The sequence below is a fragment of the Paenibacillus sp. B2(2019) genome (assembly GCF_008370385.1).
Lineage (GTDB): Bacteria > Bacillota > Bacilli > Paenibacillales > Paenibacillaceae > Paenibacillus_AQ.
Window position 1 is genome coordinate 434,805 of record NZ_VTZR01000025.1, and the last position, 14,021, is coordinate 448,825.

Genomic DNA, 14,021 nt, shown 5'->3' on the forward strand with positions numbered 1-14,021 from the left:
TATATTGAGGGGGAAGGAAATTGACAAAATCACAAATCGCTGCATCTGCAGTTGGGGCAGTAGCTGTTTCAGTGTTTGATTTTTTATATGGGGAGGCGGATGCTGTCATAACCATTATGGCTGCACTTTTATTTTTTATTATCATGGATTGGTTATCGGGTATTAGAGCCGCTAAGAAGGACAACACCTATGCCAGTAAGTACGGTATTGATGGAGTGTTTCGGACATTTTTTATGTTACTGCTGCCAGCGGGAGGACATCTGCTTGATATGGTGTTCGGATTGCCTGGAGCGATATTTGGTGCACTAGCAATCGGTACGTTGTATCACGTGTTACAGAGCATGACTGCTAACTCAATTCGGGCAGGGTGGGGGGATTCGCTCCCATTGCCAGTCTTAGATGTAGTACTCAAATGGGTAGGTAGCGAGTTGGATAAAAAAGTTAAACGCGCTGCCAGTAGAAAAGGGGATGAGGAGTAATGTCTCTCACACTGGATCAAGTAAAGAGCAAATCAGCTACAAGATTGATAGGATTAAACCCAGTTGTGATGGCTGCTACCACAGTGTTAATTGAACGCTGTTACGCTCGGGGAGTGCCAATCATCATAACTCAAGGGTTACGGACTATTGCTGAGCAAGACGCTCTTTACGTACAAGGACGTACAAAACCCGGATCTATAGTGACCAACGCAAAGGGTGGGACCAGTTATCACAACTATGGACTTGCCATAGACTTTGCGTTGTTACTACTGGATGGCAAACAGGTGTCATGGGATTTAAAACGTGACGGTGACGGTGACAAGGTAGCTGATTGGACGGAGGTAGTTCAGGAGGCTAAAGCTCTCGGCTTCGAGTGGGGCGGTGATTTTGTCTCTATTAAGGATGCGCCGCATTTTCAAATGACTTTTGGGCTGACAACCTCACAATTACGTGCGGGTGCTAATCTGTCAGAAATCGCTATGGCAAAGGCAACGGCTATTATAGATCGACTAAAAGAGGAGGTAAAGGAAGACATGAGTAAAATTGCAGAATTGGAAGCTATCGTAACAAATCAGGATGAACGTCTAGTAGCTATGGAGAAGCGTTTAAATATCTCAGGTAAGGAAACGTATGCTAGCAATTATACAGAGGCCATTACAGCTGCTAAAGCAGCTGGTGCGATAACCACATCAGCAGACAAGTCAAAGCTAGAGCTTAATATCATTCAGATGTTTTTTAATCTTGGTCTGGTTTAAGAGAGGGGTTAAATAATCAATGGACAATCAAAACCTAACTAATGTATTGGCGTTAGCATCGGTGATCACCGTTTTTGTGTTGGCAGGAATACAGTTCGTGAAGACTATAGTTAACGTGCCTAAAAACATGTTGCCTTTGATTGGTTAGTTATCGGCCTGTTGATTGGTGTAACTACTTCCCCATTCACCGAATTAGATTTAACTCTATTGCTGTGGGTTGGAGGGCTAGCTGATAATATTAAAGTGGCTACCCCCATTTTTGAATGTTACACGAAAAATTAAGAACTTAATAATTCTCACTATTAGGCTATAAACAAAGAGCAAGCTCTTTTTTTAACAAAGAGCTTGCTCGAGTGTAAATGATAAGTTTAACTAATTACTCACCAAAATTAATGTTATAAGCTGCGTCTCTTATTGGTAATCTACTATATCCATCTGTACCTAGATTGAAAGCAAATTTGGAAATAGAAATTCCAAAGGCTGAAGTTTCTTTTGTAGTGAGTACTACAGTACCTGTTGTTGTAACTTGATTAGTAGGGAAAGTGTTAACTTTACCTGTAGGTTGCGATTGAGCATTTGGAGCTTCTAAGTAGAAGTTGCCTCCACCACCCATTGGGGACCAATATGTACTAGAAACAGAATTGATCTGTCCAAAAGATCCGGACTGATAGCAGTTATAAACTGTGTATAAATCAGCTCCAGCAAAGTGCTTACCATTGACCTCACGATCTGTATAAGTTCTATAAACAGTTCTAGTTGTATAAGTACCAGTTGCCATGATAGCCATTTTACCAGGATTGTCTTGAGTTTGAATTTTTTCGCCATAGGTTGATACAATTCGACCTGAAGTCTTTTCCGCAACTTTAACAGTTACTTCATTGGGTTCTTCTGATTTAATAAAGTCATAGAGTACGGGATCGTAAGGTGTTGTGATTGTTGTCATATCATCAAGCTGTAATGGGAACTCTTGTTGAATTGAAATAGTAGCTTCATCAGGGGGGGAAATTTCAGCTGAGGCAACAACGGCAGAAGATAGTAGTAAAGCAGTGGCTAGAGAGGCAGTAAAGAACTTTTTAGCTTCAAACATATTCATTTTCCTCCAAATAAATGTATTTTTGGTACAAGAAAATATTACCATCAAAAGAATTCATTGTAAGTGATAAATGTTATGGGAAATAATTGAATAATAATACATAATGAGTTACTATTTATTATTATCTTGGAGGAGGTCGAAGCATTGAATTCAAATGATTTAACTCAACCTGTGAACAACGTTGGTAGTCAAGTAAGTAACGTAAATTCGACAATTGGATATACTGGTAACGAAATCTCGAAAAGTATAGATAACTTGAATGCTACGTTAGTTATATCTAATATACTTTTATCTGCGCTAGTTCTGTTTCTAATAATCAACACCTTTATAAATCGAAAAAAGAACTCAAATAAATCGTGAAACAAAATTAAAAAATAAATTATTTATTTCCGAAAAGCCTTTCCCCATTAATCACTACTGATCGCGCCAGTGGTTTACCCCTTTAATGTTTTATCGCTAACTATGGTTATAGTCTGGCATCCTAGCTAGCTGTCTTGAACTGGCATTTAATAAAACTTCGAAAGGTTCTACGAAGGAATAACTTAAAAGCCCACTATAGGCTGGTGGGCTTTTTTAAATCTACAAATCATTCGTTTTTTCAATATGGTTCTTAAGGATTTTTAAAATTTGTTCTTCACAATTACTACAAATTAACATAGGATACGTTTGATTATTCAATAGTAGATGTTCCTTATCCCTTACCGAATAGTCTTTTACCTTTGCCTTTATTTGTTTGCAAACTGGGTAGAAAACATCTATTAGAATCATATCCATCTTTACACACCTCGTTCTGAATAAAAACTCCATCAGTCAGTTTATTCATTTTATCTGGTAATAGATTGTTCATATAACTGTATTCTAAAATTACTTGATTAAATAAAATAGACGGGAAAAGTCTGTAGTTAAATGTCAACTGGTTTCGGTTGGTGGGCTTCTTTTTCATTCTTCAGTAGTGCCCTCGATCCTTAACCTTATTACCCTCGACACACTCTCCACATTACTGATCGGTACCCACACTAGACCTTCATCAGTGGTAATTTTCACTCTCTTTGGATCATTCGAATGTCCTGCGATTCCCTTAATTCGCTCGCGGGTATGAGATATAAAGACGACGATTTGTTCTCCCATTGAAACGGCAGCCCGGATTTCTTGCCTTATTTCCTTAACGTTCATGGTCACAGGTTCTCTTTTTTCTTTGTTATTCATATTCACACCTCTACGCGTTTTAAACATTATATAAGATTCACTTATAAGAAGCGACAACCTAAAAAGATCCATTGCATAAAGAACGAATGTTCGCATAAATGAAAAAGGAAAGGCCGGTTCTGGATGAACAGGAATGGGAGTTAATTGATCTAGCCCTGTATCATTCCATGGCCGACCACGAACCGGTTACGATAAAACTATTTGACCTCTATAAAGAAGTGCTCTATAAAGGCATTGTCATGCAGGTGGATCGGAAGCTTAAGCGGATCAAGCTCCGATGGTCAGATGACGATTGGGATTGGATAGAGATGTCCGAAATTATTGCTGCTACATATTAAATTCCCAAGCGTTTAGAAATATGAAAAGCCCCGCCGTTTAATCAGCGGGGCTTGATTTTATAGTTTGTCCATAACTTCCTTATATTTGTTCACTTGCTCTTCTTCAAGTTTCCCTGGAAGTTGAAGTAGAACCTTATCCTTTGCATAGGTGTGGCTAAAAAACATTGCAGAGGCTTTTCCCATTTCATCATAATACTTTTTTAAATCATCAAGATCACTGGTTTTTTTGAAAACAAAAACTCGCGCGCCAACATCTTCACCAAGCGATGGCAAAACAAAACGTTGCCCTTCTTCAAAGGCCATAGGAGCAATACCCATATCCTCACTGGTCAGCGCCCTTGCGTCTTCTGCTTCTAATCCAGCCTCTTTAAATTTGGTAATAACATCGCCAGCACTTACAGAACTGCCGGAATCACTTGAACACCCGCTGATTACAAACAGCATTGCCAATAGCAACAAACTTAACTTTTTCCCCATCGTTACCCCCACTATTCCTGATATTTTTACAAAATCAGTTTAGCAGATTTAGGAAAATGAAGCTATGTATTTAACAAAGAACAATATATGTGAAGACCAGCCATGCACGGCTAGCTCGGAGCGGGTCGCACTCGTAATGCGTTGGTCTTAAGTAGATTAACATATAAAAAAATAACGTTAAAAATAACATTCTCGGCGAATACAAATGAATATCAGCGATTAGTTAAGAGTAATAAGTCTTAAAAAAGCTGTTAAAGTAGACTTTTGAATATACACGAATACAAGTGAATTAAGGGAGTAGATGTTCTTTAATCTAGGTTTATTTAAGAGAGGGGATAAATAATTGATGGATAATCAAAACCTAACTAATGTACTGGCGTTCGCCTCGGTGATCGCTGTTTTTGTATTAGCAGGGGTACAGTTTGTAAAGAAAACTTTTAATGTTTCTAACAACGTGCTTCCTGCAATCGGTTTAGTCATCGGCTTGTTGATCGGGGTTGTAGCTTATCCATTTACGGACTTATCTTTAGTGTTACGTTTATGGTCTGGTGGCCTTGCGGGGCTATCAGCTACAGGATTGTTTGAGTTAGCGTTTAGTAAGAGGGATGGGACAACAAAAGAGTAAGAAAGCATGCCCACTAGCTTCGGCAGGTGGTTTTTTTGTCGTTTACAGATTGTTCCATAAAGAATAAACTGGAGAAAAAATATTCTCGAAGGTAGGAATTAATTGGTGAAATATTTATTTTTAGATACAAATATTTACTTAGATATGGTAGTGAGTAGGGCACCAGATGCTCCGTCTATAGCACATTCCCATATAAAAGATTTATTAGATTGGGGAGATGTAAGCCTAATTATTCCTGAGATAGTGGTTGTTGAAACGTTAAGGCGTATTCCTGTTTTAATTGAAGGTATTGGAGTTGAACTTAAGCAAACAATCGCAACATTAGATAAGAGCTATTGGATAAATGTTGAGTCCAAAGACAGAAAATATAAAGACATGACTAAAAGAACTATAAGTTCGTTACGAGAATATAGTGATATTCTTTCTTGAAAGGAATAAGGAAAAATATATAAGAGGTAGTATAAACAGAGTCAATCGATTATTTAATAATACAAATTCAATAAAAATTGAAACAGATGAAAAATTACTTTCGAGAGTGTTCAGAAGAAAGGTGTTTAAAAAATGCCCACTCCATCGTAACGATCCATCTTATCAGGATGCGTTAATTATAGAAACATTAATAAGTATTAAAGATTATATCCCACTTAATGAAGAAGATAGGATATTCTTTATAACGAAAAATTTTAAAGACTTTTCTGCAAGCAAAGATAAGCGGGAAACATTCCACCCCCATATTGAAGAAGATTTGAACTGTTCAGGTTTAAACAGCATCGTGCAGTTCAGAGGGTTATTATACAAAACATTGAAAGATGATTTCAAACAAGAATCTATTGCAACACAACTGGTCGTAGAGGAACTTGAAAATTATTTGGTAAAACAAGCCGAAAATCAATGGGTTGGTGAGGCAGATATGTTAGATGCCTTAGAGGACTATTACAATCATTAGGAGTGTTTTCTTGAGTAATATATACAAAGTCTTGAACACGGATGCAGAATTTCTAACGGCTGCTTTAAAACAGTCTGAAGTTGATATACTTGAACGTAGAGGTGATCTAGCTAGCTGTATAATTGATTGTGGAGGTCCAGTACAAAAATGGAGTCCAGTTAGCGTTAAAGTTGCGGATGCTTATTACATGAGAAGTGAATTTGAGTTTAGGATGGTTTTGGCATAAGGGCAAAAAAACTCTATTAACCTTAACTGTTCGGAAGGGTATCCTGATTCAGAAATCACCCTTAAGAGCGATGTTGAATTTATTTAATGTCCCATATTTCTTTAATTCTACACAAAAAAGCGGCTTCCCTTTGGGGACGCCGCTTCCTCATAGTAGATTCTATTTTTCATTGTTCAATTCTTGATTTTAGTGATTTTTTTTGCGGTCACTTGTGCTGGAAATGAATCATCACTTACGTCATAGGATATTTCAATTTGATCACCTTTTTTATATTTAGAAGTTGTAACCTTACTTACCCAAATGGCCTGGGAATACTCACCAGAGTCAAGGACTTCTTTGAAATCCTTGTTCAAGTCTTCTTCTTTTAATTCAGAAATTACTAAAATTCTTTTATTTTCTAAATCTATTGTGTGTACAATTCCTTTCAAAACTTCATCATTCTTATTACAGGCGGTGACTAATAACAAAAAAACAAAAATAAGAGTCCATTTAATAGTAGTACGTGGTTTTTGAAACATGGACCTTCTCCTCTAGTGGTTACGACATTAGTTTAAAATCGGTTGTACAGGCATAGCATTTAGTACATTACCAATATAAGAATAAACAGCATTTCCATTATGACGACCTTTATTGATTCCCATTAATACAGTACCATAATATGTTGGTGCGCCACTATCCCCGGGTGCAGAGGTGTAGCTAGCTGATCTTAAGTTACTAAAAGTTACCCCATCAATACTATATGATACAGATTTGCTCAATATTGTTCCACACGATACTGGATTAGTGGCTGATGAAGCTCCAGACATGCAAACCATACTTCCTGCGAAGTCGTTTGCCTGAACAGTATCGAAATATCCTGCTCTACTGGAAGATGTATAGAGATCATTGGAATAGGATAAGCTTGATGTACCTATTGTTGCAGCATCAACACTTCCACCATAGACTCTTGTACCTATCGCACCAACATTATTAGTACCTTGATTGAAGGAGTTACCGGCAGTCCCGCAATGGGCGGCAGTAACAATGTATCCTGAAATGCTTCCTGATGGTTTAGCCAAAAAACCTATGCTACAGTAACCACCGGTGTTATTGTTAACTATTTTTGTCCCTGCTTGAAGAGGATTGTAAGTTGAATTTCTGTCAACATCATCCGAAACGACAGCAGATTCTCTTATAGATAACATATCGGCGTTAAAAGTTTCTTCTAATATCTTTCTCTTCGTTTCATTAAAGTCCTTCACACCCACCTGTATTTTTTGCTCTGCTAAATCTACTAACGTATCGGTAATCGTAACTCCGTTAAAATCAGTATTTATCAAAGAAATTAATTTTTCATTAAGCTCGTTTAAATCGTTTTCAGAATATTTTGTAACAAAGACATTTATTAAACTGGAGTCACCATATATTTTTTTGAAATCAGATTCATATTGATCTTTATTAGTATCAGCTTTAATACCAACGTTTATAATCCCTCCAGACTTTTGGTCAATAAAAACAAGCCCATCTTTTATATTTTTATCTAGGTACTCTTTAACTAAGGGTAAATTTTCTGTTTGATGATTGATACGCTTTATGAGCTGTTCTTCCTCTAGTTTTGTCAACCTAACTCCGAACTTAGAGTCTACCATTATATTGTCATCTTTGGAGTCCATTTGTTTTACCTTGCTGATATTAGTGTCTAATCCGAATTGCTGTCTAAAAGACAATTCTTCTTTTGTGTAATCATAAGAATCAAGTTCAGACGACGCACTTACACTCCCAGAACACAAAAATAAGATAGCAGCGGTAAACATTAGTACTGTTCTTTTTTTTAATTCCATAAGTCACCTCTTAAAAGTTATTTGTAGACAAAGTTCGACTACTTGTAAAAGTTTACATTTTTTATATAGTAATTACAATACATAAATTGAAAATTTTTCATGTTAAAATTTGAAATAGTAATAGATTTTAAGATTATGCAGTACATACTTGAGGGAATTACTGATACATACTATACATCTGAGAGTTATGGATAAGAAAAAATTCAATACATACAAAACAATAAGTATCACTTCGTCAATTTTAATTGGTAAGTGGGGGGGGGGGTTCCAGGCTTATTGGTGAAATGGTGTTTTTTCAGCCAGGCTAATAGATCCCTGCCTGCAATGGGGGATTATTGAAAGAGGTGAGTGTTACAAATGAGGTGTTGGTATCAGATTCAGAGTTTCTGACGGCAGCACTGACTTAATCTAGGGTATCTCTATGTTACCGAGAAGATCCGGACCTGATCCGTCACTTCATGGATAATGACGTCATTGTAGAGGTTACACACCAGACTCAATTAAGATTGTGGGCACCCATTTCGTTCGAGAGCGGTCTGAATCTAGAGCATAGATAAAAATAACCCGTCAACCTTAATTGGTCGACGGGTTATTTTTCTGTTTATTGTGCTGTGTACTCACTAACTTCAAAGGTAAGTATCTTATCGAATACAACATAGTCTTTACGTTTGCTGAACGGACCTTTGTTATTTGAGTGTTTATCAATAGCATATAATCCAGGTCCTCGACCAGCATCACGGGAGTCATACCATTTCAAGAAAGCATCTACTTCAGCGATCGGGAGATCGTATTCCTTTTCTGTCCCATTAATTAATGTGATTGTAAGGATAGCGCGATCACCTGAAGGCTGCTCTGGAGTTACTGTAGGTTCAGGCGTCATTGTTGGTGTCGGTGATGGTGTAACAGTTGGGCTTGGGGTACTTGTAGGTACTGGAGTAGGTGTTGGTGTTGGTGTTGGTGTTGGTGTTGGTGTTGGTGTTGGTGTTGGTGTTGGTGTTGGTGTTGGTGTTGGTGTTGAAGTTGGTGTTAAACTACCGAAAATATCGAAGTCATTGATTTGAATGGGACCACTGCCATTATTCCTCAGCGATACATATTTTACTGATTTAGCGGAGAGCCCAATTCTATTCCCATTCGTATCTTCAATGATTTTATTTGTCACAATATAATTACCATTAGAATCATGTAAAGATAAGGTTAGCTTGGTGCCTTTCATAGAAATCTGATAAGAGTCTAGATCTACAGTTGTATCAAAAGTGTACCATATAGTATAGGGATTTTGACCGGAGGAATCAGGTAAAGAAAGTATTGTCGAGTTATCTCCATCAGTAGCTACTGTAGTAGTTCCACCTGTATTTGAGTTAACTCCTCTACCCATGGTCATTGTTTTTCCATCTAAAAGGCCACCCTGATAAGCAAGAGCGTTATTTAGAGGGAAAGCAGCGAAGATAAGTAAAAACATCAAAATAATTTTAATCTTTTTCATTGGTTGCACTCCTCATTATGTATTATCGTTTATGACTTTACAAAATTAGACAAGGATTGTCTAAACATATATGACTATATATGTAATAAGATGTTTAAATAAATTCATTTTTCTTTTTATACCAATTAGTGATTAAATTCCTTGTTGTTTTAAGAATGCATGTTTGGTTATAATACAAACGAATGTTCTTGTTTTCGGAGGAGATCATATGAAAATGAGTGTCGGCCAAATAGTTGAAATTATATACCAGAACAAGTCGAAGATGATTACACAACGCAAGATCGAGATCCTCCGTATCCGTGACGGACGTATCCGAGCAGCATGCCTGACTACCGGCGCACCGAGGGTATTCTTGGCTGATAGCATATTATCCTGGAGACCGGTTGCGGAGAAGCGTCATGCTTGATGATACTTCGCACAAACTGCTGCGGAGTATATCGCAGTTTAGAAATCACTTCAGGCGGATGCCAAACATCAAAGAGTTGGGACGATTGAGCGGACGTCACCCTGCAGAGATAATCAAGGGGTTTAAGGTGTTGTCTGCGGAGCATTATATAGTTTGGGATGTGTCTACGCCTATCGAGCCAATAATTATTATCGATAATTGGGAACGGAACGTGCCGTACGATAAAACGCCACAACAAGGCACTGAGAACGGCAGAGGCGGTACTAATATTGATTACTGGCTTTATCATTAGGAGGGGTCACTGTGACCAAACTTGAGGGAAATGAACGCTGGAAAACGAAAATGATCATGACAGAGCATGTTGAGCAGTACGAGGAACAGGATGATTTTATCTCCTATTACAAAATATTTTTTCGCGGTTACCAGGAGAGGTTCGGAATGACTCGGGATGTAATGCGGGCTGAAATTAGCCTCCAACTGACGAAGTATACGTCCGACCTCGGGACGCTGCTAAAAGAGTCGCAGCAATAAATAAAATGATGACTACATAAATAAATGCCCCGTCATTGCTGTTGCGACTGACTGATGTTCGAAAATCAGTCTAGACTGGCAAGCGTTACGAATGATCATGATTAGCAATTGGAACTTCAACGTAAGCTGGAGGTGCTCCGGTTGACGGGACGGGTTCTAAAGACTTAACATATATAATAGAAGGAACACATTTATAAGAAATTAGAACAAAAGAAAATCATCTGATAAAATCACGGAAAAATCACATAATCTCTTTTTATTAGTTTGTACCTGTTTCTACTATTAAGAGGTATGTGTCCATCAGCGGCAAAAATAGATCATATTTTTACACTGGTTTTGACCTGTTTTGATGGGCTATGTAATAATATAATAAAGTATATATTCAAAAACGTGATTCCAGACTGGAGATGAAACCATTGGGAAATTGATACTGAAAGGAACAACTGGCAAGCTTCTTGCCGATACTCTGAAAAAACGAAGGAGGTGGGCCTATCCATCCGTACGGAGAATGATGGATAGGATTATAAATTGAGCGACCCTTTACCCGGTATATTACACGTAGGTCTTATTATTCTGTTGGTATTATTAAATGGATTTTTTGTTTCAGTCGAATACGCAATGGTGAAAGTACGAAGCGGTAGAATTGATACCCTTATTGAAGAAGGTAGTAAAAAAGCTTTAAAAGCGAGAAGCATCGTACGCAACTTGGAAGGTTATCTATCCGCCTGTCAGCTTGGTATTACATTGGCTTCACTTGCGCTAGGATGGTTGGGGCAACCCGCTATAGCTAACCTTGTTGGGCCCTTATTAGGAAGTATAGGTTTTGGAGTAACCGCTGTTAATGTTGTATCTTTGATTATTGCTCTAATGTTTATCACTATCTTGCATATCGTACTAGGAGAGCTTGCACCTAAGACTATTGCAGTTAACAAGGCTGAATCTGTCCTTTTGCTAACATCTGGACCGATGAATGTGTTTTACAAGATCATGTATCCAGTGATTTGGATCGTAAATGGGCTGGCACGTGGTTTATTACTGATCTTCCATTTATCCCCTGCTTCAGAGCTGGGAACGGCGCATACGGAAGAAGAAATCCGTATTATCATGCAAGAAAGTAATAAAAGCGGATTTATTGATAATACCGAAATGGCGCTGGTTGACAATATTTTTGAATTTGTGGATACAATGGCCCGTGAGATCATGATTCCTCGAACAGAAATGATCTGCCTGAATAATCATCTTTCAACGGAAGAGAACCTTGAGATTGCTTTTGATGGAATGAGGACGCGTTATCCAGTTTGTGATGGTGATAAGGATCATATCCTAGGCTTCATTCATATCAAGGACTTAATTAGGGATCGTGAACAAAGCTATAATAAATTGATTCGTCCTATACTAACCGTACCAGAATCTATTCAGATTAGTGCTCTGTTGAAAGTCATGCAGCGCGCAAAGACACAAATCGCCATTCTGATTGATGAGTACGGTGGAACATCAGGAATGGTTACGCTGGAAGATATCATGGAGGAAATTGTAGGAGAAATTCAGGATGAGTTCGACGAAGAACGTCCTGGTGTTGAGAAGCTGGGGGAGGATGAACACTCCATCGACGGCTTGATGCTTATTGAAGAGATCAATGATCTTTTGGGGCTCCATATGGATACTGAGGATTATGATACGATAGGCGGTTGGCTGTATTCTAAATTGGAGGTTAATCCACCTCAAAAAGGACAGTCAGTAGAATTTGATGATCATCTGTTTATTGTGGAAGAAACGGATAATAAGCGGATTTCTCGAATTAAGCTGCTGAAGTTACAGCTATTGACTGAAGAAGCTGGTGCATAACGAACTTATTAGTAATATTAGGACACAGTGCTATAGCGCTGTGTCTTTTTTACAGCGTTTTTACAGTATTGTTTGCCAAAAAGAGATTAAAAATTATATAATTTTAAATGTATATGATAAAAACTACATTAGTCCACAGAGGACAGAAAGGAACTCTCCTTGAGTAAACCTAATAAAAGTACAAGCGTTCCCCAGCTTAGCAAACAAGAGAAACGGCGGGTAGAACAGGAGCAGCAAAAGCAGAAGACGAGAATTTTAATTATTAGTTCAATAGCTTTAGTAGTCATCATTTTTGTTGGATTGTTTATGTTAGCTTCGAAAGATGGCGCAAAAAATGCCACTTCGGGAGAACCAGTAGCATTCAATTACAGTGAGCTACCTAGAGTCGGTAAAGAGGATGCACCTGTTAAAATTGTTGAATTTGGAGACTTAAAATGTCCAGCGTGTTCCCAGTTTGCAACTTCAGTTAAACCGAAAATTGTTCAAGATTTTGTCAACGAGGGAAAAGCAGCGCTCTACTTTGTAAATATGGCTTTCGTTGGTCCAGACTCTGAAACTGCCTCACTTGCTGCATTATCTGTTTACCATCAGAATCATGATGAATTCTGGAAGTTCTATGATGCTGTATATGCTCAGCAAGGTGATGAGAGCGAAGAATGGGCGACTGAAGATTTCTTAGTAAGCCTTGCGGAGAAAGAGAAGTTAGCTATCGATTACGAACTGCTTCGTAAAGATATTAAAGATCGTACGTATGCAGATGAGCTGAATAAGGGTATGCTGTTAGCTAGTGAAGCTGGGGTGACGACTACACCATCCCTTTATATCAATGGAGTAATGACTGCGGATCCATTTAACATTGAAGCGATTTCAACTGAAATTAACGACGCCGCAAAAGCTGTGGAGGCAAAGTGACAAAGTTCCTATCTTTTTGCAAGCGTAACTGCCTGTATCTGGCCTGGTTCGTCTCTTTAGTTGCTGTTGCTGGTAGCTTATATCTGAGCGAAGTATTGAAATATGAACCTTGTAAGCTTTGCTGGTTTCAGCGAATTTTTATGTATCCTCAGTTATTCCTCTTGGGAATTGCGACGTTTCGAGGGGATAAAAGGATTATCCCATATGTACTTCCACTAAGCTTGATTGGTGGCAGTATCTCGATCTATCATTATGCGGAGCAGAAGATTCCCGCGTTAAGTAAAGTGCTTCCTTGTACAATTGGTGTTCCTTGTAATAAGGATTACTTGAACTTTTTTGGATTCATTACGATTCCTTTCCTTGCATTAATCGCTTTTGCTTTAATTAGCATTTTACTTTGGTACGGACGCAAGGAAGAAGAAGTGATGGAGTTAGATACAGAGGAAAGTTTAGGATTTTGATTTTTTAATTTTAAAGGATCCGAAAAAATGTGAAAAGTGATTAAAAACACGATCCAGAGGGATAATTGAAGAGAATGAAAGAGAGCATCCAATAAGACGCTGAATTTGCGCTTACTGGATGTTTTTTCATTCTTTTTTCATTTTTTTCAACGCTTTACTGTATACACTTTGTAGACTAATATTAGACCTTGTGAGAAGTTGAATATGCGCTGAATTTTCTTAGGAAAAACGGGGGAACCAAACTTGGCATATGTGCCAATGGGGTGAATCGGAATGGGTCGATTAGACTTATACCGTAGGGCTAAACCACAGCCCGAATCCGCCAGCTAACCTCGTAAGCAAAGGTGGGATAATGACCATGCATAGCATGCGGATCATTTCCGTATGCTATTTTTAGTGTCTGCATTTATGAAAT

The 14,021-nt window shown here is 38.1% G+C and carries 18 protein-coding genes and 1 riboswitch; of the genes, 12 read left to right on the forward strand and 6 right to left on the reverse strand.

Annotation, left to right across the window (positions count from 1 at the left end):
- The first annotated feature begins 20 nt into the window (after positions 1 to 20).
- A complete protein-coding gene (locus tag PAENI_RS27240) occupies positions 21 to 479 on the forward strand; it encodes a phage holin family protein (RefSeq protein WP_262495753.1) in 459 nt (152 codons plus the stop codon).
- On the forward strand, positions 479 to 1,234 hold the full coding sequence (locus tag PAENI_RS27245) for a M15 family metallopeptidase (RefSeq protein WP_149647418.1): 756 nt from the start codon (positions 479 to 481) through the stop codon (positions 1,232 to 1,234). The genes PAENI_RS27240 and PAENI_RS27245 overlap by 1 nt, the downstream gene beginning before the upstream one ends.
- 376 nt (positions 1,235 to 1,610) lie before the next feature.
- Here PAENI_RS27245 and PAENI_RS27250 read toward each other — a convergent pair whose 3' ends face one another.
- Together PAENI_RS27250 and PAENI_RS27255 are read right to left on the reverse strand one after the other, a co-directional pair.
- Complete coding sequence (locus PAENI_RS27250; RefSeq protein ID WP_149647419.1) at positions 1,611 to 2,321, reverse strand: hypothetical protein; 711 nt, start codon at positions 2,319 to 2,321, stop codon at positions 1,611 to 1,613.
- 945 nt (positions 2,322 to 3,266) lie between these two features.
- Positions 3,267 to 3,533, reverse strand: coding sequence for a hypothetical protein (locus PAENI_RS27255; protein WP_149647420.1), 267 nt, complete (start codon positions 3,531 to 3,533; stop codon positions 3,267 to 3,269).
- 98 nt (positions 3,534 to 3,631) lie between these two features.
- On the opposite strand from PAENI_RS27255, the gene PAENI_RS27260 reads away from it, so the two are divergent.
- Positions 3,632 to 3,871 carry a YolD-like family protein gene (locus PAENI_RS27260; protein ID WP_149647421.1) on the forward strand — a complete coding sequence of 80 codons (240 nt, stop codon included), beginning with the start codon at positions 3,632 to 3,634 and terminating at the stop codon, positions 3,869 to 3,871.
- A 57-nt stretch (positions 3,872 to 3,928) separates the two neighbouring features.
- Here the strand turns inward: PAENI_RS27260 and PAENI_RS27265 are convergent, their stop codons facing one another.
- Positions 3,929 to 4,348 (reverse strand): stress protein, encoded by a 420-nt coding sequence (locus PAENI_RS27265; protein WP_262495754.1) that lies wholly within the window; start codon positions 4,346 to 4,348, stop codon positions 3,929 to 3,931.
- A 346-nt stretch (positions 4,349 to 4,694) separates the two neighbouring features.
- Here PAENI_RS27265 and PAENI_RS27270 point away from each other — a divergent pair, with 346 nt between their 5' ends.
- The 3 genes from PAENI_RS27270 (at position 4,695) to PAENI_RS27280 (ending at position 5,919) form a co-directional block, all read left to right on the forward strand.
- Complete coding sequence (locus tag PAENI_RS27270; RefSeq protein ID WP_149647422.1) at positions 4,695 to 4,973, forward strand: holin; 279 nt, start codon at positions 4,695 to 4,697, stop codon at positions 4,971 to 4,973.
- Between the two features lie 105 nt (positions 4,974 to 5,078).
- Entirely contained in the window at positions 5,079 to 5,402 is a 324-nt protein-coding gene (locus tag PAENI_RS27275; protein ID WP_149647423.1) for a PIN domain-containing protein, read from the forward strand.
- A complete protein-coding gene (locus PAENI_RS27280) occupies positions 5,386 to 5,919 on the forward strand; it encodes a PIN domain-containing protein (RefSeq protein WP_188114707.1) in 534 nt (177 codons plus the stop codon). Before PAENI_RS27275 ends, PAENI_RS27280 begins: the two co-directional genes overlap by 17 nt.
- Positions 5,920 to 6,318: 399 nt before the next feature.
- Here PAENI_RS27280 and PAENI_RS27290 read toward each other — a convergent pair whose 3' ends face one another.
- From PAENI_RS27290 to PAENI_RS32065, 3 genes are all read right to left on the reverse strand, one after another.
- Positions 6,319 to 6,663, reverse strand: a complete 345-nt coding sequence (locus PAENI_RS27290) for a DUF3221 domain-containing protein (RefSeq protein WP_149647426.1) — start codon at positions 6,661 to 6,663, stop codon at positions 6,319 to 6,321.
- A gap of 27 nt (positions 6,664 to 6,690) precedes the next feature.
- Positions 6,691 to 7,965 (reverse strand): S1 family peptidase, encoded by a 1,275-nt coding sequence (locus tag PAENI_RS27295; protein ID WP_149647427.1) that lies wholly within the window; start codon positions 7,963 to 7,965, stop codon positions 6,691 to 6,693.
- 601 nt (positions 7,966 to 8,566) lie between these two features.
- On the reverse strand, positions 8,567 to 9,451 hold the full coding sequence (locus PAENI_RS32065) for a hypothetical protein (protein ID WP_188114708.1): 885 nt from the start codon (positions 9,449 to 9,451) through the stop codon (positions 8,567 to 8,569).
- Between the two features lie 208 nt (positions 9,452 to 9,659).
- Between PAENI_RS32065 and PAENI_RS27305 the strand changes: the two genes are divergently transcribed.
- The 6 genes from PAENI_RS27305 to PAENI_RS27330 all read left to right on the forward strand — a co-directional run bounded on the left by PAENI_RS27305 (position 9,660) and on the right by PAENI_RS27330 (position 13,606).
- Positions 9,660 to 9,857: a WYL domain-containing protein gene (locus PAENI_RS27305; RefSeq protein ID WP_149647428.1), complete on the forward strand. Its 198-nt coding sequence runs from the start codon at positions 9,660 to 9,662 to the stop codon at positions 9,855 to 9,857.
- 58 nt (positions 9,858 to 9,915) lie between these two features.
- Positions 9,916 to 10,149, forward strand: coding sequence for a hypothetical protein (locus PAENI_RS27310; RefSeq protein WP_149647429.1), 234 nt, complete (start codon positions 9,916 to 9,918; stop codon positions 10,147 to 10,149).
- A gap of 11 nt (positions 10,150 to 10,160) precedes the next feature.
- Positions 10,161 to 10,388, forward strand: coding sequence for a YhjD family protein (locus tag PAENI_RS27315; protein ID WP_149647430.1), 228 nt, complete (start codon positions 10,161 to 10,163; stop codon positions 10,386 to 10,388).
- A gap of 528 nt (positions 10,389 to 10,916) precedes the next feature.
- Positions 10,917 to 12,233, forward strand: coding sequence for a hemolysin family protein (locus PAENI_RS27320; RefSeq protein ID WP_149647431.1), 1,317 nt, complete (start codon positions 10,917 to 10,919; stop codon positions 12,231 to 12,233).
- 159 nt (positions 12,234 to 12,392) lie between these two features.
- Positions 12,393 to 13,145, forward strand: coding sequence for a DsbA family protein (locus PAENI_RS27325; protein ID WP_149647432.1), 753 nt, complete (start codon positions 12,393 to 12,395; stop codon positions 13,143 to 13,145).
- Positions 13,142 to 13,606 carry a disulfide oxidoreductase gene (locus PAENI_RS27330; RefSeq protein ID WP_042128176.1) on the forward strand — a complete coding sequence of 155 codons (465 nt, stop codon included), beginning with the start codon at positions 13,142 to 13,144 and terminating at the stop codon, positions 13,604 to 13,606. Before PAENI_RS27325 ends, PAENI_RS27330 begins: the two co-directional genes overlap by 4 nt.
- Positions 13,607 to 13,803: 197 nt before the next feature.
- Positions 13,804 to 13,962: riboswitch (cyclic di-AMP (ydaO/yuaA leader) on the forward strand.
- Positions 13,963 to 14,021: the final 59 nt, after the last annotated feature.